The sequence below is a fragment of the Streptomyces sp. NPDC050619 genome, assembly GCF_040654815.1.
Taxonomy (GTDB): domain Bacteria; phylum Actinomycetota; class Actinomycetes; order Streptomycetales; family Streptomycetaceae; genus Streptomyces.
Map to the genome: position 1 here is coordinate 140,887 of NZ_JBFAIR010000019.1, position 25,431 is coordinate 166,317.

Sequence of the window (25,431 nt, forward strand, 5' to 3'; positions counted from 1 at the left end):
GGCCGCTCCGGCGGGTCTGGCGGGTCCGGCGAGGACATCGCGAGCGGGAGGTCCGGCCGCTCCGGCGGGTTCGGGGAGTCCGGCGAGGACATCGAGGTGCGGGACCCCGTCAGCGCGCCCGACGCCGAGGGGAAGGCGCGCCGCACGACTCGCCGCTTCCCGCTGTTCACGAGGGACACCGCGCGCCCGGAGGGCGGTGGCCGGGCCGCGCCCCGCGACGCCCCGGCGCCCGCCCGGCAGTGGCCGGTGCTCGCCGTACTGGCCCTGGTCGGCCTCGGCCTGCTGCTGACCGCCCTCGACCTGTTCCGGGTCGGCATCCTGCTGGTCGGCCTCGCGCTGCTGGCCGGCGGCGTCCTGCGCTGGCTCCTGCCGGACGTCGGCATGCTCGCGGTGCGCTCCCGCTTCACCGACATCGTCACGTACGGCGTGCTGGGCCTCGCCATCGCCCTGCTGGCGCTGATGGTGCAGCCGGATCCCTTGCTGGTGATCCCGTTCCTGAAGGACACGCTGCACTTCACGGTCAGCAGTTAGCGCGCACAGCAGCACAGCAGCAGCCCAGGAGCGGCACGGCGGCCCGTCAGTGGCGCCGTGGCTCCTGGGTGAGTCGGTGGCTCCCGTGACGGGCGATATTTCCGGTGTGTGCTCCCTGTGTTGATGTATTGGCAACTTCGCGGATTTGACACGAAGTTGCTCGATATCGGAGCTAGCGTGGCCCACCTGCCGGTAGGGGGGACTGGGGGACTGGACCTTGGCCCGGTGGGCGTGCAACCGTGCACGCCCGCGGCCACCATGCTCCCGTGCGCCCCCACCCTGGGAACTGAGATCCTGACTGAACGCATCCCTGTGGGTAGCCACAACGGGGACTCGGCAGAGGGCACCACGCACGGGGTACAGCAGCGGGGAACTACCAGCACAACCGGGGGGAAGAGGGGATGCAATGCCTCGTTGGAGGGCTTTGCCGGACGAACTCGATCCGCAGGTCAGGGAATTCGCGAGCCAGCTGCGGCGACTCGTGGACCGCAGCGGCCTGAGCATCGCGTCGGTGGCCGACCGCACGGGCTACAGCAAGACGTCCTGGGAGCGGTATCTCAACGGCCGGCTCCTGGCACCCAAGGGCGCGATCGTCGCCCTGGCGGAGGTCACCGGCACCAATCCCATTCATCTGACCACGATGTGGGAGCTCGCCGAGCGCGCCTGGAGCCGCTCGGAGATGCGCCACGACATGACCATGGAGGCCATCCGGATCTCCCAGGCGCGCGCCGCGCTCGGCGAGTTCGGCACGCCGCCCGCGGGGGCCGCCGGCAAGACGGCCCGCAAGAGCGGCAGCACCACGGTCAGGCCCGGCATCGCCGGACCGGCCGGGGTGGTTCCGACGGTGCCGCCGCAGCCGACGGCACCGGAGGTCCAGGACTCGGCGGGGAGCGTCCGCGAGTCCCGGCCTTCGAACGGGACCAAGAAGGGCTCGACGGCTGGTTCTCCGGCCGGATTCGGATCCGGCCCCTCGGGCGGGAACTCGTGGGGCATAGCGGGCTATCAGGGTCCGTCCCCGGCCGTCGGACGCGCCGCCGAGGCCTCACCGTCACCGCCACCGTCACCGACGCCCTCGCCCGCACCGACGTACGGCGAACCCCCGCAAGGGCCCCGGCCCGGCGGTGACTCGGCCGGCGGGGCGGGCGGCAAGCGCCGGCTGACGATGTTCCTCGCGGGCGTCGTGGGGGTGGTGGTCGTGATGGCCGGCGCGTACTTCCTCACGAACGGCGACGGGGACGGCAAGAAGGAGGCCGCCCAGTCGCCCTCGCCGTCCGCCACCGTCAACCCCAACCTGCCGGCCGGAGTGAAGTGCAGCGGTGCCTCCTGCACCGGCAAGGACGCGGAGAGCATGGGCTGTAGCGGCGATCTGGTGACCACGGCCAAGACCGCGACCGTCGGCACGACCGTCGTCGAGGTCCGCTACAGCGAGACCTGCGGCGCGGCGTGGGGGCGCATCACCCAGGCCGCGCAGGGGGACGAGGTGCGGGTGGCCGTGGGCAAGGCCGCGCAGAGCGGGGACATCACCGTGGCCGGCGACACGATCGCGTACACGCCGATGGTGGCCGTGAAGGACGCCGGCGAGGCGAAGGCGTGCGCGACGTTGGCCTCGGGCCAGGAGGGGTGCACCGGGTAACGGGAGTAACGGGTAACAGGAAGTACAGGAAGTAACGGGTAACAGGAAGTAGCGAGAAAACAATTCGGGGAAGCGCGCGCATGGCCGTCTGAATCGCGGGCACGCGAACGTTACCCCCACGGGAGTCCGGAATACCGGTACCCCCATCCGGCGGCCGTCTTCGTCCCCCCTCTCCCGGACGGGCGGCCGCCGCTTCTGTGGGCTGGGCCACACGGCCCCGGACATCCGGGATCCCGGATGCGCGATAGCCTGATCGCTGATCTCTCTTGACGCCAAGAGATCGATCAAACGCCCGGGGCAGCGACGCCCCACCGCCAGCTGTCATACGGAGAACGCCATGACCCGCACCCCCGTGAACGTCACCGTCACCGGCGCGGCCGGCCAGATCGGTTACGCCCTGCTCTTCCGCATCGCCTCCGGCCAGCTGCTCGGCGCGGACGTGCCGGTCAAGCTGCGTCTGCTCGAGATCACCCCCGCGCTGAAGGCCGCCGAGGGCACCGCGATGGAGCTGGACGACTGCGCCTTCCCGCTCCTTCAGGGCATCGACATCACGGACGACCCGAACGTCGCCTTCGCCGGCACCAACGTCGCCCTCCTCGTGGGCGCCCGCCCGCGCACCAAGGGCATGGAGCGCGGTGACCTCCTGGAGGCCAACGGCGGCATCTTCAAGCCGCAGGGCAAGGCCATCAACGACCACGCCGCGGACGACATCAAGGTCCTCGTCGTCGGCAACCCGGCCAACACCAACGCCCTGATCGCCCAGGCCGCCGCCCCGGACGTACCGGCCGAGCGCTTCACCGCGATGACCCGCCTGGACCACAACCGCGCGCTGACCCAGCTCGCGAAGAAGACGGGCTCCACGGTCGCCGACATCAAGCGCCTGACCATCTGGGGCAACCACTCCGCCACCCAGTACCCGGACATCTTCCACGCGACGGTCGCCGGCAAGAACGCCGCCGAGGTCGTCAGCGACGAGAAGTGGCTCGCCGAGGACTTCATCCCGACCGTCGCCAAGCGCGGCGCGGCGATCATCGAGGCCCGTGGCGCCTCCTCCGCCGCCTCCGCCGCCAACGCCGCCATCGACCACGTGTACACCTGGGTCAACGGCACGGCGGACGGCGACTGGGCCTCCATGGGCATCCCGTCGGACGGCTCCTACGGCGTCGCGGAGGGCCTGATCTCCTCCTTCCCCGTCACCACCAAGGACGGCAAGTACGAGATCGTCCAGGGCCTGGACATCAACGAGTTCTCCCGCGCCCGGATCGACGCCTCCGTCCAGGAGCTCACGGAGGAGCGCGAGGCGGTCCGCGGCCTCGGCCTCATCTGACAGCCGGCTGACAGCCGCCGGCTGAGCCGACCGGCTCGGCACCACCTTCAGGACCCCGCACGGGCCCCGTTCCGGATACGACCGGACCGGGGCCCGTCCAGGTCAGGCCTAGGCCGACAGCCGCTTCTCGAACCAGTGATCGCCGTAGACGTGTTCCGCGTACGCCGGGATCTCCCGGTACCCGCACGCCCGGTACATCGCCCGCGCCTCCGTGAGCGCGGCGTGTGTGTCCAGTCGTACGACGGTGAAGCCGCGCGCGGCGGCCTCCCGCTCCAGCGTGCCGAGCAGGCGTCGGGCCAGGCCCAGGCGACGGGCGTCCGGGTGCACCCACACGTGCCGGATCTCGCCGACGCCGGGCTCCAGCCGGCGCAGCGCCCCGCAGCCGACCGGGCGGCGCTCCTCGTACGCCACGAAGAAGGCGCCGGAGGTGCCTGACACCTCCTGGGGCCGTACGAGATCGGACCTGTCGAAGCCCTCCGGGAAGCGGGCGTCGATGTCGGTGGCGTACGCGTCCAGGCAGGCCCGGGCGTCCGGGGCGGCGCCGTCGACGAGCTCGACGGTGATGCCGGCCAGCCGCAGCAGGCGCTCCGCGGTGGCCAGCGCACCGGTCAGCTCGGCGCGCTGGCGCGGGGCGAGGCCTTCGAGCAGGCCGGCGGTGAGGGCGCCCGCGCGCCGGTTCTGCTCCTTGACCTCGGCGCGTCCGGCGGGCGTCAGCTCCACCCTGCGCAGCCGGTTGTCACCGGGATGCACGCTCATCCGGACCAGGCCCTGGGCCTCCAGGGCCTTCGCCATCCGGCTCAGATAGCCCGCGTCAAGCCCGAGCCGGCTCCTGAGCTCGCGCAGCGAGATCCCGTCACCGATCTCGAACAGCAGGCGGGCCTCGCCGAGCGGGCGGTCCTGGCCGAGGTAGTGGTCGTCGAGCGCCCCGATCCGGCGCGTGAAGTAGCGGTTGAACCGGCGGAATGCCGCCACGTGCTCCGTCGACACTGGCTCCATAGTTCTTTGACTTTAGTCAAAGAACAGTGATGCGTCCACGAGTCGCCGACATTCCACTTCCGCCGCCCCTCCCGTCACTCTATGGTGATGGTTTGCCAACTGAACGTTTCACAGAGGTCTTTCCACGCATCGGGGGAGTGGCGTGAGCACCGCATACGTGCCTCGGCAACCGCAGCAGACAGATGCCGGCGTGCCGCCGGCCGCACCACCACCTACGCCGCCCACGGCGCCGCACGCCAGCGAGGCGTCCCGGCTGCTGTGCGCGGGCGCCTACCTGGACGCCGGTTACCGGGACAAGGTCATCGAGCAGCTGCATCTCAACGAGCAGCGGATCGTCGCGCCCTCCCTCGGCTTCGACGCGGCCCGCGTCCTCGCGCACGCCCTGCGGGCCCGGCGCCAGGAACTGCTGTGGTCCGGGCTGATCATCGGCCTGTGGCTGGTCGGGGTCGCGCTGACCGGCGGTCTGCTCGCCGGTTTCCTCCTGCCCAGCCTGCTGCTCGCCGTCGCCGCCTGGATCCGCGGCCAGGACGCCGACCCGCCGGTCTACCGACGGCTGCCCGCCTTCCTGATCCGCTGGTGGGGCCGCATCCTCTTCGCGATGTTCCTGATCACCACCCTCATGACCGCGTTCGGCGGCTCGGAGGACAGCTCGTACGACTCCTCCGGCTCGTACGGCTCCCCGGGCTCCTCGGGCTACGACCCGTACGGCGGCAGCTCCAGCCCGTCCGACCTGGCCTTCCCGGACTTCGACGACATCGGCGGCCTCTTCGATCCCTGGCAGGCCTGGCTCGCGCTCGGCCTGTTCGCGCTCATCGCGCTGTCCGTGGCCGGGCAGCGGAGCATGTTCGCCCGGGCGCTGGCCGCCGAACTGTCCCCGCAGCGCTTTCAGGACGCCGCCGGCGACCCCGCCGAGCAGGTCGACGGGGAGCGCTTTCAGCGGCTCAAGGGCCGCATCCGGGTCGAGCAGCACGCGCCGCTGATCATGTACCACGAGGCGCGGCCGTTCTGCGGGGCCGGCGAGGACTACGAGACCTGGGTCCTCGCCGTCGAACTCCGCCCCGACGGCATGAAGAAGGAACAGCAGCCGCTCAGCAACCGTACGGTCCTGGAGAAGATCCGCCCACGGCTCGAACAGCTGCGGCTGCCCGCCGAGTTCGCCGGTCACACCGTGCGCGACCGGCTGCGCTGGCTGGAGATCGACGAGTGCGTGTTCCTGCCCGCCGAGGGACTGCGGCGGCGCGAGGAGGCGCCGTACACCCCGCAGGCCTTCGAGGAGCACCGGGCGCGCGCGGTCGAGGAGGGCGCCGAGAAGCGCCGGCACTTCCTGCGCATCCGCGTCGGCGGCTGGGAGGAGGAGCTGGTCGTCACCGTCTTCGTGCGCATCCACACCCAGGGCCGCATGCTCATGCTGGAGATCGCCCCGCATGTGCTGCTGCCGGTGCGCGAGGACTTCAAGAACGCCGACCGCATGGCCCACGGCTTCCGCAACAACAACCTGTTCGGCAAGGCCGCCTGGGCCGTCGCCCGGGTGCCCGGCTCCGCGGCCCGCTCCCTGATCGCCCTGGCAAAGGGCGCGATGTACGGGTGGCGGCTGCTGACCGGCGGCTACGCGGGCGCGCTGCCCGACGGCCCGGCCCTGTCGGTGCGGGAGCTGGGCTCGGCGCCGGCCGGGTCCCTGTTCCAGGAGATGGACGTCTCCCGCTACCTCAAGAGCGTGCAGGACCGGGTCGCGCACGGGGTGAAGGCCGCGCTGGACGAATCCGGTTACCACACCGGCGAGTTCGTCCAGAAGATCGTGAACATCAGCGGCGGCGGCGTGAACGTCGAGGGCAACGTCGAGGACAGCACCTTCGCCGTCGGCAGCCACGCCTCCGCCGCCTCCACGACCACCAACACGACCACCGACACGACCGGCGGCGCCGCGTCGCAGAAGGGACCCGACACCGATGGCAACGGATGAGCCGAACGTCAACTTCCACGGCGACGTCTCGCACAACACCTTCGCCATCGGCAGCCACGCGCACGCCGAGAGCCACCACGGCACGGCCGTGCAGCGCGACCAGGCTGCCGAGGAGCTGCTGAAGGCGGTGCGCGAGCTGCGCGCCGACCTCACCCGGGTGCGGGCGAGCGAGGAGACGGCCGCGCTGGACGAGGCGCTCGCCGAGACGGAGGAGGAGATCACCCGCACCGGACAGGCGGGCCCGTCGCGCGTCGACCGGCTGCGGCAGCTGCTCGCCGACTCCCAGGCCCTGGTGGGCCTGATCGCGTCGGCCGGGGCCGTAGCCGGACTGCTGGGGATGTGAGAGGGGCGGCATGAGCGGGGGAGCGCGGTACTGGAACGAGGAGACCCAGCGCTGGGAGGACGACGACGGCACGCGGCCGGCGCCGGCCCCGGTGACCCCACCACCACCGGCCCGTCCGGCGTTCGCGCCGGGGTGGACGCCGGGGGAGTCGGCGGCGGGGGAGAGGGTGCCGGGGAGCGAGCAGTCGGGGGCGGGTTCGCCGGACGGTGGCGCGTCGGGCGCCGGTTCGTCCGGCGCTGACCCCTCGGGCGCCGGTCCGTCGGCCTTCGCTCCGTCGACCGGCGGCCCGGCGGCTGTGGATGTGCCGTCCGGGAGCCCGGAGGCGGGGCCGCCCGTGGTTCCTGAACCGGGCGCGTCCCCTTCCGGAGCCGGCGGCGTCGGCGGTTGGCCCCCCGCGGGGCAGCCGGCCGGAGGCGGTGCCGCCTGGTCCCCCGCGGAGTGGCCGAGCGCCTCCTGGCCCCCCGTCGACGAGCCCGCCGCGCCTGTCCCCGGCCGGGGTATGAGCCGTCGGCTCGTGTGGTCCGTGGTGATCGGGGCCGCCGCCGTCGGCGTAGCCGTGAGCCTGGTGCTGACCCTGGTGATCGGTTCCGGGGACGACAAGGACAAGGCGGCCACGGAGAGCTCGCCCCCGGTCTCCCCGACGGCCGGGGTGTCGCAGCAGAGCGACCCGTCCCCCTCCCCGACGCCCACCGGGGAGACGGCGTCGCCCTCCGCCTCCGCGCCCGAGCTACCCGCGGGCTACAAGTCGTACAAAGACCCCGCAGGCTTCCGGATCGCGATCCCCGAGGGATGGTCGCGCGCCACGGTGAAATCCCAGTACGGCATCCCCGTCGTGAACTACCGCAGCCCGGACAGCGAACGCCGGTTGCAGGTGTACCAGGTGGCGGAGGGCTCGCCGGCCGCGTCGTTCGACCTGTTCCTGTCCGACCAGACGTTCAAGCCGGCCGGTTTCAAGAAACTGTCCCTGGAGAACCTCGACAACGCCGACTACACGGGCTCCCGGCTGGAGTACCTCGCCGACAGCCTCAAGGGCGAGCCCGACGTCGGCACCTGGCACGTCTACGACGAGCGGTTCGTGGCGTCGGACGGCCAGATCTACGCCATCGCCGCCTACGGCTCCGACGCGGACGGCCGCAAGGACGAACTGCGACTCCTCACCACGGCGCTGGACTGGTTCTGCCCGTCCCTCGGGGCCTGTGAGGCGGGTGACGCCGCGGCGGTGGACTGACCGTTCCGTTCCGCCCCTTTTGCCGGAATATTCAGTGACGCCGGGCACTTTCGGCCACGGATTGCGCATGCAATCCCGGCCCCGGGGCAGGCGATCCCGGTCCCGCTGAGTGACATCCGTGTGACACAGGGGCACTGAACAGGAATGGAAGGCAAAACCCATCATGGCGGACACACTGGACCTCCCGGCGCGGAAGACCATCCACGTGGACGGGGAATGGCGTGAAGCCGTCTCCGGCGCCACGCGCGAGATCCTCGACCCCGCGGACGCCCTGCCGTTCGCCCTGGTCGCGGAGGGCGACGAGAAGGACACCGACCTGGCGGTCGCGGCCGCCCGGCAGGCCTTCGACCACGGTGACTGGCCGCGCACGCCCGTCGTCGAGCGCGCCGCGCTGCTGCGCCGCGTCGCCGATCTTCTCGTGCGCGACCGCGAAGAGCTCGGCCTGCTGGAGAGCCGGGACGCGGGCAAGACCGTGGAGGAGGGCCGCGTCGACATCGACTGTGTCGCCGACGCCTTCCGCTACTTCGCCGACCTCGTGGCCGGCGAGGCCCCGGGCCGGGTCGTCGACGCGGGCTCGCCCGACATCCACAGCGTCGTCGTCCACGAGCCGCTCGGCGTGTGCGCGCTGATCACCCCCTGGAACTACCCGCTCCTCCAGGCCAGTTGGAAGATCGCCCCGGCGCTCGCGGCCGGCGACACGTTCGTCGTCAAGCCGAGCGAGATCACCCCGCTCACCACCGTCGCGATCATCGACCTGCTGGCCGAGGCCGGGCTGCCCGCCGGTGTGGCGAACATCGTCACCGGCCCCGGCCACTCCGTCGGCGCGCGGCTCGCCGAGCACCCCGATGTCGACCTCGTCTCCTTCACCGGCGGCCTGATCAGCGGGACCAAGGTGGCCCAGGCCGCCGCCCCGAGCGTCAAGAAGGTCGCCCTCGAACTCGGCGGCAAGAACCCCAACGTCGTCTTCGCCGACGCCTGCGCCACCGAGGAGGCCTTCGACACCGCCGTCGACCAGGCCCTCAACGCGGCCTTCATCCACAGCGGCCAGGTCTGCTCGGCGGGCGCCCGCCTCATCGTCGAGGAGCGCGTCCGGGACCGTTTCGTCGCCGAACTCGCCCGCCGGGCCGACCGTATCCGCCTCGGCCGCGGCACCGAGGACGGCGTCGAGTGCGGACCCCTCGTCTCCGAGCAGCAGCGCGCCAAGGTCGAGGCGTACGTCGACTCGGCGCTCGCCGAGGGCGCGGTGCTGCGCTCCGGCGGCAAGCGCCCGGCGCCGTCGCCCGAGCGCCCCGCCACCGGCTACTTCTACGAGCCGACCGTCCTCGACCACTGCCACCGCGAGATGAAGGTCGTACGGGAGGAGGTCTTCGGGCCGGTCCTCACCGTCGAGACCTTCCGCACGGAGGACGAGGCGGTCGCCCTCGCCAACGACACCGAGTACGGTCTCGCGGGCGCCGTCTGGACCGCCGACGCAGGGCGGGCCCGCAGGGTCGCGGGCCGGCTGCGGCACGGCACGATCTGGATCAACGACTTCCACCCCTACCTCCCCCAGGCGGAGTGGGGCGGCTTCGGCAAGAGCGGAGTGGGCCGCGAACTCGGCCCCGCCGGGCTCGCCGAGTACCGCGAGACCAAGCACGTCTACCAGAACCTCGCGCCGAAGCCCGTCCGCTGGTTCGCCGGCTGATCCGCTGGTCGATCCCCGCCCTCCCTCGCAAGCCCCTGGCTCTGGCCCCTGGCCCTTGGCCTTTGGAGTGACCCCCCCCATGTCTGAACACATCCATGAACCTGAACACCTCCATGAATACGACTACGTCGTCATAGGCGGCGGCACCGCCGGCTCCGTCATCGCCTCCCGCCTCACCGAGAACGCCGACGTCACGGTCGCCGTCATCGAGGGCGGCCCCAGCGACGTCGGCCGGGACGACGTGCTGACCCTGCGCCGCTGGATGGGTCTGCTCGGCGGCGAGCTGGACTACGACTACCCGACCACCGAGCAGCCGCGCGGCAACTCGCACATCCGGCACAGCCGCGCCCGCGTGCTCGGCGGCTGCTCGTCGCACAACACCCTGATCGCCTTCAAGCCGCTGCCGTCCGACTGGGACGAGTGGGAGGCGGCCGGCGCCAAGGGCTGGGGCGCGGTGCCGATGGAGGCGTACTTCGCGCGGCTGAAGAACAACATCGTCGCCGTCGACGAGAAGGACCGCAACGCCATCGCGCGCGACTTCGTCGACGCGGCCCAGAAGGCGCTCGAAGTCCCCCGCATCGAGGGCTTCAACAAGAAGCCGTTCAACGACGGCGTCGGCTTCTTCGACCTCGCCTACCACCCGGAGAACAACAAGCGCTCCTCGGCGTCGGTGGCGTATCTGCACCCGGTGATGGACGAGCGCGCCAACCTGACGATCCTGCTGGAGACCTGGGCGTACAAGCTGGAGCTGAACGGCACGCGCGCTCAGGGCGTGCACGTCCGCACCAAGGACGGCGAGGAGTTCGTCGTACGGGCCCGCAACGAGGTGCTGCTGTGCGCGGGCGCCGTCGACTCGCCCCGGCTGCTGCTGCACTCCGGCATCGGCCCGAAGGCGGATCTCGCCGAGCTCGGCATCCCGGTCGTGCTCGACCTGCCCGGCGTCGGCGAGAACCTCCTCGACCACCCGGAGTCGGTGATCGTCTGGGAGACGAACGGACCCATCCCCGAGAACTCCGCGATGGACTCCGACGCGGGCCTGTTCGTGCGCCGCGACCCCGAACACGCGGGCCCCGACCTGATGTTCCACTTCTACCAGATCCCCTTCACGGACAACCCGGAGCGACTGGGCTACGAACGCCCCCCGTACGGCGTCTCGATGACCCCGAACATCCCCAAGCCGAAGAGCCGCGGCCGGCTGTATCTGACCAGCGCCGACCCGTCGGTCAAGCCGGCCCTCGACTTCCGCTACTTCACCGACGAGGACGACCACGACGGCCGCACCCTCGTCGACGGCATCCGCATCGCCCGCGAGGTCGCCAAGGCCGAGCCGCTCGCGGGCTGGCTCAAGCGCGAGGTGGCCCCGGGGCCGCAGATCACGGGTGACGAGGAGCTGAGCGAGTACGCCCGCAAGGTCGCGCACACCGTGTATCACCCTGCGGGCACCTGCCGTATGGGATCCCCCGACGACCAACTGGCCGTGGTGGACCCCGAGTTGAAGATCCGCGGCCTGGACGGCATCCGGATCGCCGACGCCTCCGTCTTCCCGACCATGCCGGCCGTGAACCCGATGATCGGGGTGCTGATGGTCGGCGAGAAAGCCGCTGATCTGATCGGAGCTGGTGCGTGATGAGTACCCCCGTGTTCTCCGTCGAGGGCCTGTGGAAGGTCTTCGGCCCGAAGGCCGACCGCGTCCCCGCCGACCCCGAGCTGGCCGCCCTCTCGCCCGCCGAGCTGCGCGCCCGCACCGGCTGCACCGCCGCCGTCCAGGACGTCACCTTCGACGTCCGCAAGGGCGAGGTCTTCGTCGTCATGGGTCTGTCCGGCTCCGGCAAGTCCACGCTGGTGCGCTGTCTGACCCGGCTGATCGAGCCGACCGCGGGCACGATCGTCATCGACGGCGAGGACGTACGCGCCATGGACCGGTCCCGGCTGCGCGAACTGCGCCGCCGCCGGGCCGCGATGGTCTTCCAGCACTTCGGCCTGCTCCCGCACCGCACGGTCCTCGACAACGTGGCCTACGGACTGGAAATCCAGGGCATGGGCAAGTCCGAGCGCCGCGAGCGAGCCGCCCAGGTGGTCAAGAAGGTCGGCCTGGAGGGCATGGAGCAGCGCAGGCCCGGCCAGCTCTCCGGCGGCCAGCGGCAGCGCGTCGGCCTGGCCCGCGCGCTCGCCGTCGACCCCGAAGTCCTGTTGTTCGACGAGCCGTTCAGCGCGCTCGACCCGCTGATCCGGCGCGACATGCAGGAGGAGGTCGTCCGGCTGCACCACGAGGAGGGCCGCACGATGGTCTTCATCACCCACGACCTCAGCGAGGCCCTCAAGCTGGGCGACCGCATCGCGCTGATGCGCGACGGCCGCGTGGTCCAGCTGGGCACCCCGGAGGAGATCGTGGGCTCCCCGGCCGACGACTACGTCCGCGAGTTCGTGCGGGACGTACCGCGCGAGCAGGTCATGACGGTCCGTACGGCCATGCGCGCCGGGGACTGCGGCGAAGCGGACCACGCCGACGCGCTCGCCGCCGACGCGGTGGTCGCCGAGGCCATCAAGGTCGTCGCCCGCAGCCACAAGCCCGCCTGTGTCGTGGAGGACGGCCGGTGTCTGGGCGTCGTCGACCAGGAACGGCTCCTGGACGTCGTAGCCGGAACGGAGCTCCGCGAGGAGGCGGGCTCCCGCAAGGAGGCGGTCTGATGGCAACGGTCACCGCGACCGCCCCCCGGATCGCCCTCCCCGGCATCCTGAAACACCGGGCCGTCCACAAGCTCCTGCTGCTGGCCGTCGTCGCCGCGATCCTCGTCCCGCTCGCCAACGCCCGCTGGGCCAGCGGCAGTTGGCCGAACGCGCTCACCGTCGACCTCACCGAGCCGCTGACCAAGGCCAGCGACTGGATCATCGACAACCGCGACAGCCACCCGCTGTTCCTCTACTTCTTCGGCTACATCAGCAACGCGGTCATCCTGTCCGTACGCGCCGTCTATCTGGTGCTGCTCGCCGTGGGCTGGGCCGGTGTCACCGTCTTCGGCGCGGTCGTCGCCTGGCGGGTGGCCGGGGTCCGGCTGGCGCTCGGCACGGCGGCGGCGTTCCTGGCCTGCGGGCTGCTCGGCATGTGGGTGCCGACCATGCAGACGCTCGCGCTGATGGTGGTCGCGGTCCTCGCGTCCGTCCTCGTGGGCGCCGTGCTGGGCCTGGCGTCGGGCCTGTCCGACCGCATGGAGCGAATACTGCGTCCGGTCCTGGACACCATGCAGGTGCTCCCGGCCTACGCCTACCTGCTCCCCGTCGTGCTCGTCTTCGGCAACGGCGTCCCCGCGGCCGTCCTCGCCACCGTCGTCTACGCCGCCCCGCCCATGGCCCGGCTCACCTCGCTCGGCCTGCGCGGCGCCGACAAGGAGGTCCTGGAGGCGGTCGAGTCCCTGGGCTCCACCGCACGCCAGCGCCTGGTGACCGCCCGTATCCCGCTGGCCCGCAAGGAACTCCTCCTCGGCCTCAACCAGACGATCATGATGGCGCTGTCCATGGCGATCATCGCGTCGGTGATCGGCGCCGGCGGTCTCGGCGACCGCGTCTACCAGGCGCTGGGTTCGGTCGACGTCGGCGTGGCCCTCTCGGCCGGCATCCCGATCGTGCTCCTCGCCGTCGTCCTGGACCGGGTGACCGGCGCGGCGGGCGACGGCACCGACCACTCCGGGGGAACCGGATGGGCATCGGCGCGCGCGGGATGGGCGTACGCGCTCGTCGCCACCGTGGCCGTCGCGCTGGCCGGCCGGCTGGCGGGCCGCCTCGACTGGCCCGACTCCTGGACGCTGGACATCGCCGAACCGGTCAACCGGGCCGTCGACTGGATGACCGCGCACCTCTACTCCGGCGTCCCCGTCGTGGGCGGCACCGCCGAATGGGCGGGCCACTTCACCACCTGGGTCCTCGACCCGGTCCGGGACGGCCTGCAAGGGCTGCCCTGGTGGTCGGTCCTCCTGATCGTCGCCGCCCTCGCCTGGCTGATCGGCACCTGGCAGACCGCGCTCACCGCGGTCCTCGCCATGGCCGGGATCGGCGTGCTCGGCGTGTGGAAGCCCTCGCTGGACACGCTGTCCCAGGTCCTGGCGGGGGTCGCCGTCACCCTGGTCCTGGGCATCGCGATCGGTATCGCGGCTGCCCGCAGCGACCGCTTGGAACGGTTGCTGCGCCCCGTCCTGGACGTCTTCCAGACGATGCCGCAGTTCGTGTACCTGATCCCGGTCGTCGCGCTGTTCGGCGTGGGCCGGGCCCCCGCCGTGGCGGCAGCCGTCGTCTACGCGCTGCCCGCCGTCGTCCGCATCACCGCCCAGGGCCTGCGCCAGGTCGACCCGGCCGCCATGGAGGCGTCCCGCTCGCTCGGCGCGACCAGTGGCCAGCAGCTGAGGCAGGTCCAACTCCCGCTCGCCCGGCCCGCGTTGCTGCTCGCAGTGAACCAGGGAGTGGTGCTGGTCCTCGCCGTCGTCGTCATCGGCGCTCTGGTCGGCGGCGGCGCGCTCGGCTACCAGGTCGTCTTCGGCCTCGCCCAGGGCGACCTCGCGACCGGTCTGGTGGCCGGCGCGGCGATCGTCTGCCTCGGCCTGATGCTCGACCGGGTGACGCAGCCCACCGAACGCCGCGCGAAGAAAGGAGCGTGACATGCGACTTCGTCTTCGACTTCGTATGCGACGTCGTACGACGGCCGTAGTGGGCGCGGTGGTGCCGCTCGTGCTGCTGACCGGCTGCGGCGCCGCCGACATGACCAAGCAGGCCTCGCCGTTCGCCAACGCGCAGGGCGCCAAGACCGTGACCTTGTCGGTCCAGTCCTGGGTCGGCGCACAGGCGAATGTCGCCGTCGCCCAGTACCTCCTGGAACACAAGCTCGGCTACCGCGTCGACACCGTCCAGATCGACGAGGTCCCCGCCTGGGACGCGCTCAGCCAGGGCCGGGTCGACGCGATCCTGGAGGACTGGGGCCACCCCGACCAGGAGCAGCGGTACGTCAAGGACAAGAAGACCATCTCGCCGGGCGGCGACCTCGGCGTGACCGGGCACATCGGCTGGTTCGTCCCGACGTACTTCGCCAAGGAGCACCCGGACGTCACCGACTGGAAGAACCTCAACAAGTACGCCTCCCAGCTGCGTACGGCGGAGAGCGGCGGCAAGGGCCAGTTGATGGACGGCTCGCCCTCCTACGTCACCAACGACCAGGCGCTGGTGAAGAACCTGAAGCTCGACTACCAGGTCGTCTTCGCCGGTTCCGAGGCCGCCCAGATCACGCAGATGAAGCAGTTCGCCAAGGAGAAGAAGCCCTTCCTCACCTACTGGTACACCCCGCAGTGGCTCTTCAAGAAGGTCCCGATGACCGAGGTGAAGCTGCCCGCCTACAAGGAGGGCTGCGACGCCGACCCCGCGAAGGTCGCCTGCGCCTACCCGCACACCCCGCTGCAGAAGTACCTCAACACGGACTTCGCCCGGTCCGGTGGTGAAGCGGCGGCCTTCCTGAAGAAGTTCAAGTGGACGACCGAGGACCAGGACGAGGTCTCCCTGCTGATCGCCGACCAGAAGCTGACACCCGAGGAGGCGGCGAAGAAGTGGGTGGACAGCCACGAGTCCACGTGGAAGACGTGGCTGTCCTGATGTCCATGCCTACTTGAGCTGTGCGGCGATCTCTCGCAGCGCGGCGGTGGCTCGGCGTTGCAGGCCCGGCCCGAAGGTGATGCGAGTGGCCCCGAGTTCGCCGAGCTCACGGAGTTCGGCGGGCGCGGGGTCCTCGCAGTCGCCCTCTCGGTCGCGGACCGGCGGCTCGGCGAATACGTTGATCGGTCCCTGGATCCCGGACCGCAGCAGCGGCAGTACGTCGGCCGGGGCGCCGATCGGATAGACGCAGTCGGCGCCCGCGGAGACGTACAACGCGGCGCGCTGGATGGCCCGTTCGGGATCGTTTTGGCCGCGGAGGAAGGTGTCGACGCGGGCGTTCACGAAGAGCGAGTCCCCGGCTGCGTGCCGCACCTCGGCCAGCCAGTCGGCGTGCTCCCGCGGGTCCTTGAGAACGCCCCCGTCGGAGTCCTCGAGGTTGCAGCCCACGGCGCCCGTCTCCAGCAGCCGCTCCACCAGCTCCTTCGGCGCCAGCCCGTACCCGCCCTCGACGTCCGCGGACACCGGCACCTCCACGGCCCGTACGATCCGCGCGACCGCCGCGAACATCTCGTCCGCCGGTGTCGCCCCGTCCTCGTACCCGAGGGAGGCGGCAACCCCCGCGCTGGGCGTCGCGAGCGCCGGGAACCCGGCCTCGACGAAGACGCGGGCGCTGGCGGCGTCCCAGGGGCCGGGGAGGACGAGGGGGTCCTCCGGGGGCCGGCCGTGGTGCAGGGCGCGGAAGGTGTCGACCTTGCTCATGGCGTGTGACCCCCCGGCGGGATCCGGCGACTGACCATCACCCGGTTCCAGTTGTTGATGGCGGTGATCAGCGCGATGAGGTGGGCGAGCCGCGTGTCGTCGAAGTGCTTGGCGGCGTGCTCGTACACCTCGTCGGGCACGAATCCGTCCGTCAGGACGGTCACCGCCTCGGTCAGCGCGAGGGCGGCCCGCTGTCGCTCGTCGTAGACATCCTCCCCGGCCTCCTCCCAGGCGGCCAGCAGATCGAGCTGCTGCTCGCTCACCCCGTGCTTGCGGGCGATGGCGAGGTGCATGTCCAGGCAGTAGGCGCAGTGATTGACCTGCGAGGCCCGGATCACGACGAGCTCGGCGAGCGCCGGGTCGCCGAGCCCCTTCTTCGCGGTGGCGCTGAGCGCGGAGAGGGCCTGGCCGACCTCGCGGTCGAGCAGCTTCGTACGAGCCGTCACCCGAAGTCACCGGCCTTGTAGTGCCCCGGCACCGCGCGCGTGGCCACACCGAACCGGTTCCACGCGTTGATCACCGCGATCGTGGCGATGAGCTGGGCCAGTTCGGCCTCGTCGAAGTGCTTGGCGGCCTTCTCGTACACCTCGTCCGGCACGAACCCGTCCGTGAGGACCGTGACGGCTTCGGTCAGCTCGATCGCCGCGAGTTCCTTCTCCGTGTAGAAGTGCTTCGACTCCTCCCAGGCGGGGAGTTGCACGATCCGCTGGACGCTCTCGCCCGCCGCCAGGGCGTCCTTGGTGTGCATGTCGAGGCAGAACGCGCAGTGGTTGAGCGAGGAGGCGCGCAGCCGCACCAGCTCCACCAGCTTGGGGTCGAGCCCCTGCTTGGCGGCCGCGTCGAGGCGGACCATCACCTTGTAGACCTCGGGCGCGAGCTTGGCCCACCGCATCCGGGCCGGCGCTTCGGGTGCGTACTCTCCGGTCGTCGTGTCGTGGTTCGTCGTCGTCATGCCCTCGACCCTATGAGCCAAGCTGCCCACGGGTATGGTCCATTTCCATGCCGAAACCCTGGGCCACTCTGGGCGTCGACCTCCACCTAGAACCGACCGGTCCGGGCCTGCGCAGGGGCCTGACCGACGCCCTGCGCGAGGCCGTCCGCACCGGCCGCCTGGCGCCGGGGACGCGCCTGCCGTCCTCCCGCGCCCTCGCCGCCGACCTGGGCATTGCCCGCAACACGGTCGCCGACGCCTACGCCGACCTGGTCGCCGAGGGCTGGTTGACCGCCCGCCAGGGCTCGGGCACGCGGGCGGCGGAGCGCAGGGTGGTCCCGCCGGTGCCCAGTTCGACCCTGCGCCCACAGAGCCACCGCCCCGCCTACGACCTCCGCCCCGGCACCCCCGACCTGGCATCCTTCCCGCGCACCGAGTGGCTCAAGGCCGCCCGCCGCGCCATCACCTCCGCCCCCAACGAGGCCCTCGGCTACGGCGACCCCCGCGGCCGGGCCGAACTGCGCACCGCGCTCGCCGGCTACCTCGCCCGCGCCCGAGGCGTGCGCACCGACCCCGAGCGGATCCTCGTCGTAGCCGGGTTCGCGCACGGCCTCCAGATGCTCGGCACGGTCCTGCGGGCACGCGGAGTACGGACGGTCGCCGTCGAGTCGTACGGCCTGGACGTGTATGAGAAGCAGTTGACGACGACCGGCCTCGGCACCGCACCGCTCCCTTTCGACGCACTCGGCACGAACCCCGAAGGGCTGACGGACGCCGGTGCCGTCCTGCTCACCCCCGCCCACCAGTTCCCGATGGGCGTCCCCCTGCACCGCGACCGACGGGCGGTCGTCGTGGACTGGGCGCGACGCACCGGCGGACTGGTCCTGGAGGACGACTACGACGGCGAGTTCCGCTACGACCGCCAACCCGTCGGCGCGCTCCAGGGCCTGGACCCCGACCACGTCGTCTACCTGGGCACAGCGAGCAAGTCCCTCGCCCCCGGCCTCCGCCTGGCCTGGATGGTGCTGCCACCCAGCCTCGTGGAGGAGGTGACCTCGGCGAAGGGCGGCGTCGAAACGTGCGGTGTGCTGGACCAGTTGACCCTGGCGGAGTTCCTCACGTCCGGCGCCTACGACCGCCACGTACGCGCCTCCCGCCTCCGCTACCGCCGCCGCAGAGACACCCTGGTCGAGGCCCTCGCCGCACAGGCCCCGGCCGTCCACATCACCGGCATCGCGGCCGGCCTGCACGCAGTCCTGCGCCTCCCGCCCGGCACCGAACAGTCGGTGGTCCAGGCAGCCGCCTGGCAGGGCCTGGCCCTGTACGGCCTGTCCTTCTTCCGCCACGAGGCGGCCGTCACCGAGCCACTGGACGCGTTGGTCGTCGGCTACGGGACACCGCCGGACCATGCGTGGGCGGGGGCGTTGGAGGCGTTGTGCAGGGTGCTGCCGTGAGGGCAGCTTGTTACTGGCCTTGCTCGGGCGCTGCTGCGCCCTGTGCGTCGTGCTCGCGGTAGGCGTTGCCCTTGGCGGGAGTCACGGCCCAGTAGGCAGGAGAGGAGCCGTCTCCGCGGCGACCCTGATTGTCACCGCTGCCGTATACGGTGTGGGCGTCCGCATCTTTCGAAATCTTGTTCAAGGGAGAGGTGTAGCCATGGAGCCCTGGTTCAAGGGCATCGGACCCGTCACGTTGAACCTGTTGAAGTCCTCCCAGGCCAGTGAGCTGGTCGAGCTCTCGAAGGTCGCGGAGCCCGAGGCCGGAGCGCGCTTTCAGATCACGATCGAGGTGGAGGATGTGGACGCGGTGCGCGAGAAACTCGCGGAACGCGGGGTGAAGCTCCTCAACGGCCCCCAGGACCGGTGCTGGGGCATCCGGACCGCCTCCTTCGCCGACCCGTCGGGCCACGTCTGGGAGATCGCCAAGTAATGTCCAACACCGAGATGATGACGCTGCTGGGCTTCCTGAACGACAAGCGCAAGCACGTCCTGGGCATCCTCGAGGGTCTCGATGACGAAGCGCTTCGGCGCCCGGTGCTACCGTCCGGCTGGACCTGCCTGGGCCTTGTGCACCATCTCGCCCTGGACGACGAGAAGTTCTGGTTCCGCGCCGTCGCGGCGGGCGAGCGGGTCGCCATCGATGAGATCCTGGGCTCCGAGGACGACGCCTGGAAGCCTGCACCGGAGAAGTCGGCACAGGAGATTTTCGCCTTGTACCGCAAAGAGAGCGAGCGATCCGACGCGGTCCTCGCCGGCGCCGACCTGAACGCGCCCACGCCCTGGTGGCCGGACTTCTTCGACGGCTGGCGCTACGACAACCTCCGCGCAGTCGTCCTGCACGTCATCACAGAGACCGCGACCCACGCCGGGCACCTCGACGCCGTCCGGGAACTCATCGACGGAAAACAGCGGCTCGTCATCACCTGACCGCCCCCCCGGCTTCCAGTCGAGCCGCCTTGAAGTCGTCTGCGCAGGGAGGGAGTTCGCCCCGCTCCTCGGCCAGATCGACGACACCGACGACTTGACTAGCGCGATCGTCACCGTGGATGCCCTGCACGCACAACGGCACCACGCCACCTACCTGGTCGAACAGCGCGGCGCCCACTACCTGTTCACGATCACGGGGAACCAGAAGAAGCTCGCCCACCAGCTGCACCTCCGGCGAGGACACCAGCCAGGTCCGCCGCACCCATGCCGTCCTGGCCGTCCTGCGCGACCTGATCCGTTCCGCCCTCAAGCTCGCCGGCCGGGCCAACATCGCCGCCGCCCGACGCGCCCACGCCGACCGGCACCGCGTCCTCGCACGCTACGGACTCACATGATCACGAACCTGGACATCCAACCTGAACGCCGGGGCCCTGCCGCAGAACTCATCGCGGCTCGCGGGATCTCCTTGGCCGAGTCAGGGGCGGCGGAGGCGAAAACCACGCCCACCGCACCCACGCCACCCCCTCACACCTCCTCAACCGGCGCTTCCCCGAACCGCGCCAACACCAACGCCCCACCAACCGCCACCACAAACCCCACGACCGCCACCCACCCCACCCCCTCCCGCGTACGATCCCCCAGCCACACCACCCCCACCACCGCCGGCCCGACCGTCTCCCCGATCACCATCGCCGCGGTGGCCGCAGTCACCGACCCCCGCTGCAACGCCGAGGTCAGCGCCAGAAACGCCGCCCCGCCCCCCACCAGCAGCGCATACACGGCGGGGTTCCGCACGAGATCCGAAGGCGCGAGCGAGTCGATCAGCCGCACCGAGACCTCCACCACCCCGAACCCGAACCCGGCCCCCAGCCCCAGCACCAGCGCCCGCCCCCGCTCGGGCAGCCGCCCGCCGGCCAGCCCCAGCAGCAGCACGGCCACCGCCACCCCGAGCACCGCGAACTCCAGCGCGGCCGATCCGCCCCGGTCCCCTTCCGTCCCGGACGCGACCCCCAGCATCGCGAGCCCGGCGCACACCACTCCCACCGCGCCCCACTCACTCCCGCTCAGCGGCACCCGCAACAGCCGCGCCGCGACCACCGCCGTCACCGCCAGGCTCGAGGCCAGCGCCGCGCCGACCGCGTAGATCGGGATCGACCGCAGCGCGGCGACCTGGAACACGAACCCCAGCCCGTCCAGCGCCAGCCCGGCCAGATACCGCCACTGCCGGACCGCCCGTAGGAGCAGCGCCACCTCCCCGCCCCGGTCGCCCGTGTCCGCCGCCCGCGCCGCCATCGCCTGCAACACCGTCGCCGTACCGAAGCAGACCGCGGCACCAAGGGCGCACACCATTCCAAAGAGCACAAAGGGACTCTAGGTGAGGTGGTGAGGGGCGGCCCGCCCGCGCGTGCACTCTTACCGATCTCTAAGCTGACCGCCGGACACGGCACCAGCAGACGCACCAACAGCTTGATCAACGGGGAGACACGAACATGGCGGACGCACGCCGGCAACTTCGCTCAGGCACGGTCGCACTCGGCGGCGTAGGACTGCTCGCCGCGGCCCTGACCGCCTGCTCCTCGGACCCCGACAAGCGCTGCGTCGACCGCGACAGCTACAACCTCTCCAAGGGCTACGAGATCGTCGGCGACAAGAACTGCAAGTCCGCCACCACCGTCGACGGCGCCTACTACTACGGCGGCAAGAAGAAGAGCGGCTGGGTCAAGGGCGGCTCCTTCACCAAGCCCGGCAAGAAGTCCGGCAGTTCGAGCAGCAGCGGCGGCAGCGGTGTCGACCGCGGAGGCTTCGGCAGCGGCGACAGCGGCGACGGCGGCAGCGGCAAGGGCAGTTCCGGCGGCTGAACACCAGCCCCACAGGAAGACCCCAACCGAAGACCCCGTAGGAAAAGCCGTGGAACGCCACCCCATCGACCCCCGCCCCGCCTGGCAGCAGACCGTCGAGGAACAGGGGCTCATCTACCCGCTCACCCGCTACCCCGACGACTCCCTGCGCCCCTACTGGGACGAGAGCGCCTACTACGCCTTCACGCTCCCCGAGGTCGAGGCGCTGGAGCAGGTCGTCGAGGAACTGCACCACATGTGCCTGACGGCGGCCGAACACATCGTCGCCGAGGGCCGCTTCGCCGACCTCGGCATCACCGACCCCCGCGTGGCCCAGGCGGTCACCGAGGCCTGGCGCCGCCGCGCCGAACTCCCCTCCGTCTACGGCCGTTTCGACCTCCGCTACGACGGCACCGGCCCGGCGAAGCTCCTGGAGTACAACGCCGACACACCCACCTCCCTGGTCGAGGCCGCCTCGCCCCAGTGGTTCTGGATGGAGGAGCGCTTCCCCGGCGCCGACCAGTGGAACTCCCTCCACGAACGCCTGGTCGCCGCCTGGAAGAAACAGGCCGCCCTCCTCCCGCCCGGCAGCCCCCTGTACTTCGCGCACTCCTCGGCCGACGAACTCGGCGAGGACCTCATGACCGTCGCCTACCTCAAGGAGACCGCCGAGCAGGCCGGCCTGGACACCGACTGGATCTCCATGGAGGAGATCGGCTGGGACCCGCTGTCCGGCCGCTTCGTCGACAACCGGCTCCGCTTCATCCGCGGTTGCTTCAAGCTCTATCCCTGGGAGTGGCTCACCACGGACCGCTTCGCCGGCCACGTCCTCGACACCCTCGACAACGGCGGCGGCACGGGCAGCACGATGTGGATCGAGCCCGCCTGGAAGATGCTGCTCAGCAACAAGGCGCTGCTCGCCGTCCTCTGGGAGCTCCACCCCGGCCACCCGAACCTCCTCCCCGCCTACCTCGACGGCCCGCGCGAGCTGACGACGACGACCGGTTACGTCGCCAAGCCCCTGCTGGGCCGGGAGGGCGCGGGCGTGACGGTCCACGAGCCCGGTTCCGCCGCCGTAGTCCGCGAAGCGGCCTGCTGCTACCAGGAGTTGGCGCCCCTGCCCGACTTCGACGGCAACCGCGTGGTCCTCGGCGCCTGGGTTGTGGAGGACGAGTCGGCGGGCCTGGGCATCCGCGAGTCCTCCGGCCTGATCACGGACGAGTACGCCCGCTTCCTGCCACACGTGATCCTCTGAGCTCCCTACAGCCCCAGTACGGCACGCAGCTGGGCGAGTCCCCAGTCCAGGTCCTCCTTTCCGATGACGAGCGGCGGCGCGATCCGCACCGTCGCCCCACGCGTGTCCTTCACCAGCACACCCCGGTCCATCAGTTTCTCTGAGACCTCCCGCCCCGTGCCGTACCGCGGATGGATGTCGACGCCCGCCCATAGCCCGCGCCCGCGCACCGCCGTCACCCTCCCCGTCCCGGCCAACGCCGCAAGCTCCCGGTGCAGATGCCCGCCCAGCTCCGTGGCCCGCGCCTGGTACTCGCCCGACCGCAGTATCGCGATCACCTCCAGAGCCACCGCGCAGGCCAGCGGATTCCCCCCGAACGTCGACCCGTGCTCGCCGGGCCGGAACACCCCCAGCACCTCGGCGCTCGACACCACCGCCGACACCGGCACGATCCCGCCCCCGAGCGCCTTCCCGAGCACGTACACGTCCGGCACCACACCCTCGTGCTCGCACGCGAACGTCCGCCCCGTACGTCCAAGCCCCGACTGGATCTCGTCCGCCACGAACAGCACGTTCCGCTCGCGCGTCAGCTCACGCACCGCCGGCAGATAGCCGGCCGGCGGCACCAGTACCCCCGCCTCGCCCTGGATCGGTTCGAGCAGCACCGCGACCGTGTTCTCGGTCAGCGCCGCGCGCATCGCCGTCAGATCCCCGTACGGCACGATCTCGAAGCCCGGTGTGTACGGCCCGAAGTCCGCCCGCGCCTCCGGGTCCGTGGAGAAGCTGATGACCGTCGTCGTACGCCCGTGGAAGTTGTTGCCCGCGACCACGATCTTCGCCATCTCCGCGGGCACGCCCTTGACCCGGTACCCCCACTTCCGGGCCGTCTTGACCGCCGTCTCCACCGCCTCCGCGCCGGTGTTCATCGGCAGCACCGTCTCCATGCCGCACAGCTCGGCCAGTTCCTCGCAGAACGCGGCGAACCGGTCGTGATGGAACGCCCGGGACGTCAGCGTCACCCGTTCCAACTGCGCCTGCGCCGCCTCGACGAGCCGCCGGTTGCGGTGCCCGAAGTTGAGCGCCGAGTAACCGGCCAGCAGGTCCAGATACCGGCGCCCCTCCACATCCGTCATCCAGGCGCCGTCCGCGGTGGCGATCACCACCGGCAGCGGGTGGTAGGTGTGCGCACTATGGGCTTCGGCCGCGGCGACGAGCCCCTCCATGGCGTTCACGGGATCTCCCTGAGCTGGCGGTGGTCTCCTTCCTATCGTCGCTCGGATGGTGGACGCGGGACCTGGGCGATCCGGCGTGGCCGGTAGGCTGACCGGCGGGCCGTGACTGGCGCGCTGGGATGGGACCGACCATCGGGGAGCGGCCCACTGGACCGAGTCGTCCAGCACCGAGTGCCGTGCGCCTGGGCCGTACCGTGAACGCTGAACACGACGTCCGGAGGTCCCCATGCCAGCCGAACCCCTCTCCACCGAGTCCACCGCCTTCCGTGCCGCCCTCGACGTGATCCGCGCCGTCGAGCCGCGGGTGGCCGATGCCATCGGCCAGGAGGTCACCGACCAGCGCGAGATGCTCAAGCTGATCGCCTCCGAGAACTACGCCTCCCCGGCCACCCTGCTGGCGATGGGCAACTGGTTCAGCGACAAGTACGCCGAGGGCACCATCGGCCGCCGCTTCTACGCCGGCTGCCGCAACGTCGACACCGTCGAGTCCCTCGCCGCCGAGCACGCGCGCGAACTGTTCGGCGCCCGCCACGCCTACGTCCAGCCGCACTCCGGGATCGACGCCAACCTCGTCGCCTTCTGGTCCGTCCTCGCCGACCGTGTCGAGGTCCCCGCCCTGAAGAAGGCCGGCGTCCGCCAGGTCAACGAGCTCTCCGACGCCGACTGGGCCGAACTCCGCCAGGCCTTCGGCAACCAGCGCATGCTCGGCATGTCCCTGGACGCGGGCGGCCACCTCACCCACGGCTTCCGCCCGAACATCTCCGGCAAGATGTTCGACCAGCGCTCCTACGGCACCGACCCCACCACGGGTCTGATCGACTACGAGGCGCTGCGGGTGTCGGCCCGTGAGTTCAAGCCGCTGATCATCGTCGCCGGCTACTCCGCCTACCCCCGTCTGGTGAACTTCCGCATCATGCGCGAGATCGCCGACGAGGTCGGGGCCACCTTGATGGTGGACATGGCCCACTTCGCCGGCCTGGTGGCGGGCAAGGTGCTGACCGGTGACTTCGACCCGGTCCCGCACGCCCAGATCGTCACCACCACCACCCACAAGTCGCTGCGCGGCCCGCGCGGCGGGATGGTCCTGTGCGACGACTCCCTCAAGGACCAGGTCGACCGCGGCTGCCCGATGGTCCTCGGCGGCCCGCTCCCGCACGTCATGGCCGCCAAGGCCGTCGCCCTCGCCGAGGCCCGCCGGCCCTCCTTCCAGGACTACGCCCAGCGCATCGTCGACAACTCCCGGGCACTGGCCGACGGCCTGATGCGCCGGGGCGCGACCCTCGTGACCGGCGGCACGGACAACCACCTCAACCTGATCGACGTCGCCTCCTCCTACGGCCTCACCGGCCGCCAGGCCGAGGCCGCCCTGCTCGACTCGGGCATCGTGACCAACCGCAACGCCGTCCCGTCCGACCCCAACGGCGCCTGGTACACCTCCGGCATCCGGATCGGCACCCCCGCCCTGACCACGCGCGGCCTGGGCACCGCCGAGATGGACGAGGTCGCGGGCCTCATCGACCGCGTCCTCACCACCACGGAGGCCGGCACCACCAGCAAGGGCGCCCCGTCCAAGGCGCAGCACGTCCTCGACCCGAAGGTCGCGGACGAGATCTCCCGCCGGGCCACCGACCTGGTCGCCGGCTTCCCCCTGTACCCGGAGATCGACCTCGGCTGACGCGTCCCA

The 25,431-nt window shown here is 71.2% G+C and carries 24 protein-coding genes and 1 pseudogene; 18 read left to right on the forward strand and 7 right to left on the reverse strand.

Annotation, left to right across the window (positions count from 1 at the left end):
* The first annotated feature begins 36 nt into the window (after window positions 1–36).
* From AB0I77_RS28990 to AB0I77_RS29000, 3 genes are all read left to right on the forward strand, one after another.
* A complete protein-coding gene (locus tag AB0I77_RS28990) occupies window positions 37–531 on the forward strand; it encodes a DUF3017 domain-containing protein (RefSeq protein ID WP_363285738.1) in 495 nt (164 codons plus the stop codon).
* A gap of 406 nt (window positions 532–937) precedes the next feature.
* A complete protein-coding gene (locus AB0I77_RS28995) occupies window positions 938–2,164 on the forward strand; it encodes a DUF2690 domain-containing protein (protein WP_363285664.1) in 1,227 nt (408 codons plus the stop codon).
* A gap of 337 nt (window positions 2,165–2,501) precedes the next feature.
* Entirely contained in the window at window positions 2,502–3,491 is a 990-nt protein-coding gene (locus AB0I77_RS29000) for a malate dehydrogenase (RefSeq protein ID WP_363285665.1), read from the forward strand.
* A 108-nt stretch (window positions 3,492–3,599) separates the two neighbouring features.
* On the opposite strand, the gene AB0I77_RS29005 is transcribed toward AB0I77_RS29000, so the two are convergent.
* Window positions 3,600–4,487, reverse strand: coding sequence for a bifunctional helix-turn-helix transcriptional regulator/GNAT family N-acetyltransferase (locus AB0I77_RS29005; protein WP_363285666.1), 888 nt, complete (start codon window positions 4,485–4,487; stop codon window positions 3,600–3,602).
* Window positions 4,488–4,629: 142 nt separating this feature from the next.
* On the opposite strand from AB0I77_RS29005, the gene AB0I77_RS29010 reads away from it, so the two are divergent.
* The 8 genes from AB0I77_RS29010 (at window position 4,630) to AB0I77_RS29045 (ending at window position 15,330) form a co-directional block, all read left to right on the forward strand.
* A complete protein-coding gene (locus AB0I77_RS29010; protein WP_363285667.1) occupies window positions 4,630–6,447 on the forward strand; it encodes a hypothetical protein in 1,818 nt (605 codons plus the stop codon).
* Window positions 6,434–6,790, forward strand: a complete 357-nt coding sequence (locus AB0I77_RS29015) for a hypothetical protein (RefSeq protein WP_363285668.1) — start codon at window positions 6,434–6,436, stop codon at window positions 6,788–6,790. Before AB0I77_RS29010 ends, AB0I77_RS29015 begins: the two co-directional genes overlap by 14 nt.
* Window positions 6,791–6,800: 10 nt before the next feature.
* A complete protein-coding gene (locus AB0I77_RS29020; protein WP_363285669.1) occupies window positions 6,801–8,018 on the forward strand; it encodes a hypothetical protein in 1,218 nt (405 codons plus the stop codon).
* A gap of 163 nt (window positions 8,019–8,181) precedes the next feature.
* A complete protein-coding gene (locus AB0I77_RS29025) occupies window positions 8,182–9,702 on the forward strand; it encodes an aldehyde dehydrogenase family protein (RefSeq protein ID WP_363285670.1) in 1,521 nt (506 codons plus the stop codon).
* Between the two features lie 79 nt (window positions 9,703–9,781).
* The gene (locus tag AB0I77_RS29030) at window positions 9,782–11,329 is read left to right on the forward strand and encodes a GMC oxidoreductase (protein WP_363285671.1); all 1,548 of its coding nucleotides are present in this window, start codon (window positions 9,782–9,784) and stop codon (window positions 11,327–11,329) included.
* A complete protein-coding gene (locus AB0I77_RS29035; protein WP_363285672.1) occupies window positions 11,329–12,390 on the forward strand; it encodes a glycine betaine/L-proline ABC transporter ATP-binding protein in 1,062 nt (353 codons plus the stop codon). Before AB0I77_RS29030 ends, AB0I77_RS29035 begins: the two co-directional genes overlap by 1 nt.
* Entirely contained in the window at window positions 12,390–14,348 is a 1,959-nt protein-coding gene (locus tag AB0I77_RS29040) for an ABC transporter permease subunit (protein ID WP_363285673.1), read from the forward strand. The genes AB0I77_RS29035 and AB0I77_RS29040 overlap by 1 nt, the downstream gene beginning before the upstream one ends.
* Before the next feature lie 25 nt (window positions 14,349–14,373).
* A complete protein-coding gene (locus tag AB0I77_RS29045; protein ID WP_363285739.1) occupies window positions 14,374–15,330 on the forward strand; it encodes an ABC transporter substrate-binding protein in 957 nt (318 codons plus the stop codon).
* A 9-nt stretch (window positions 15,331–15,339) separates the two neighbouring features.
* On the opposite strand, the gene AB0I77_RS29050 is transcribed toward AB0I77_RS29045, so the two are convergent.
* Genes AB0I77_RS29050 through AB0I77_RS29060 form a run of 3 tightly spaced genes read right to left on the reverse strand, consistent with a single transcriptional unit; the run spans window position 15,340 to window position 17,041 of the window.
* Window positions 15,340–16,089: an isocitrate lyase/phosphoenolpyruvate mutase family protein gene (locus tag AB0I77_RS29050; RefSeq protein ID WP_363285674.1), complete on the reverse strand. Its 750-nt coding sequence runs from the start codon at window positions 16,087–16,089 to the stop codon at window positions 15,340–15,342.
* Complete coding sequence (locus AB0I77_RS29055) at window positions 16,086–16,535, reverse strand: carboxymuconolactone decarboxylase family protein (protein ID WP_363285675.1); 450 nt, start codon at window positions 16,533–16,535, stop codon at window positions 16,086–16,088. Before AB0I77_RS29055 ends, AB0I77_RS29050 begins: the two co-directional genes overlap by 4 nt.
* Entirely contained in the window at window positions 16,532–17,041 is a 510-nt protein-coding gene (locus AB0I77_RS29060; protein ID WP_363285676.1) for a carboxymuconolactone decarboxylase family protein, read from the reverse strand. The genes AB0I77_RS29055 and AB0I77_RS29060 overlap by 4 nt, the downstream gene beginning before the upstream one ends.
* Window positions 17,042–17,088: 47 nt before the next feature.
* Between AB0I77_RS29060 and AB0I77_RS29065 the strand changes: the two genes are divergently transcribed.
* On the forward strand, window positions 17,089–18,474 hold the full coding sequence (locus tag AB0I77_RS29065; protein ID WP_363285677.1) for a PLP-dependent aminotransferase family protein: 1,386 nt from the start codon (window positions 17,089–17,091) through the stop codon (window positions 18,472–18,474).
* A gap of 10 nt (window positions 18,475–18,484) precedes the next feature.
* Here AB0I77_RS29065 and AB0I77_RS29070 read toward each other — a convergent pair whose 3' ends face one another.
* On the reverse strand, window positions 18,485–18,658 hold the full coding sequence (locus AB0I77_RS29070) for a hypothetical protein (RefSeq protein ID WP_363285678.1): 174 nt from the start codon (window positions 18,656–18,658) through the stop codon (window positions 18,485–18,487).
* A gap of 15 nt (window positions 18,659–18,673) precedes the next feature.
* On the opposite strand from AB0I77_RS29070, the gene AB0I77_RS29075 reads away from it, so the two are divergent.
* From AB0I77_RS29075 to AB0I77_RS29085, 3 genes and pseudogenes are all read left to right on the forward strand, one after another.
* A complete protein-coding gene (locus tag AB0I77_RS29075) occupies window positions 18,674–18,946 on the forward strand; it encodes a VOC family protein (protein ID WP_363285679.1) in 273 nt (90 codons plus the stop codon).
* Window positions 18,946–19,443, forward strand: coding sequence for a DinB family protein (locus AB0I77_RS29080; protein WP_363285680.1), 498 nt, complete (start codon window positions 18,946–18,948; stop codon window positions 19,441–19,443). Before AB0I77_RS29075 ends, AB0I77_RS29080 begins: the two co-directional genes overlap by 1 nt.
* A 52-nt stretch (window positions 19,444–19,495) precedes the next feature.
* Window positions 19,496–19,838, forward strand: a pseudogene (locus tag AB0I77_RS29085) (hypothetical protein); the annotation flags it as partial.
* A gap of 130 nt (window positions 19,839–19,968) precedes the next feature.
* Here AB0I77_RS29085 and AB0I77_RS29090 read toward each other — a convergent pair.
* Window positions 19,969–20,793 (reverse strand): DMT family transporter, encoded by an 825-nt coding sequence (locus AB0I77_RS29090; RefSeq protein WP_363285740.1) that lies wholly within the window; start codon window positions 20,791–20,793, stop codon window positions 19,969–19,971.
* Window positions 20,794–20,933: 140 nt separating this feature from the next.
* Here AB0I77_RS29090 and AB0I77_RS29095 point away from each other — a divergent pair, with 140 nt between their 5' ends.
* Both AB0I77_RS29095 and AB0I77_RS29100 read left to right on the forward strand, forming a co-directional pair.
* A complete protein-coding gene (locus AB0I77_RS29095; protein WP_363285681.1) occupies window positions 20,934–21,302 on the forward strand; it encodes a hypothetical protein in 369 nt (122 codons plus the stop codon).
* A 49-nt stretch (window positions 21,303–21,351) separates the two neighbouring features.
* The gene (locus AB0I77_RS29100; RefSeq protein WP_363285682.1) at window positions 21,352–22,536 is read left to right on the forward strand and encodes a glutathionylspermidine synthase family protein; all 1,185 of its coding nucleotides are present in this window, start codon (window positions 21,352–21,354) and stop codon (window positions 22,534–22,536) included.
* Between the two features lie 5 nt (window positions 22,537–22,541).
* Here the strand turns inward: AB0I77_RS29100 and rocD are convergent, their stop codons facing one another.
* Window positions 22,542–23,738: an ornithine--oxo-acid transaminase gene (rocD, locus tag AB0I77_RS29105; RefSeq protein WP_363285741.1), complete on the reverse strand. Its 1,197-nt coding sequence runs from the start codon at window positions 23,736–23,738 to the stop codon at window positions 22,542–22,544.
* A 235-nt stretch (window positions 23,739–23,973) separates the two neighbouring features.
* Between rocD and AB0I77_RS29110 the strand changes: the two genes are divergently transcribed.
* Window positions 23,974–25,422 (forward strand): glycine hydroxymethyltransferase, encoded by a 1,449-nt coding sequence (locus AB0I77_RS29110; RefSeq protein ID WP_363285683.1) that lies wholly within the window; start codon window positions 23,974–23,976, stop codon window positions 25,420–25,422.
* The last annotated feature ends 9 nt before the right edge of the window (window positions 25,423–25,431 follow it).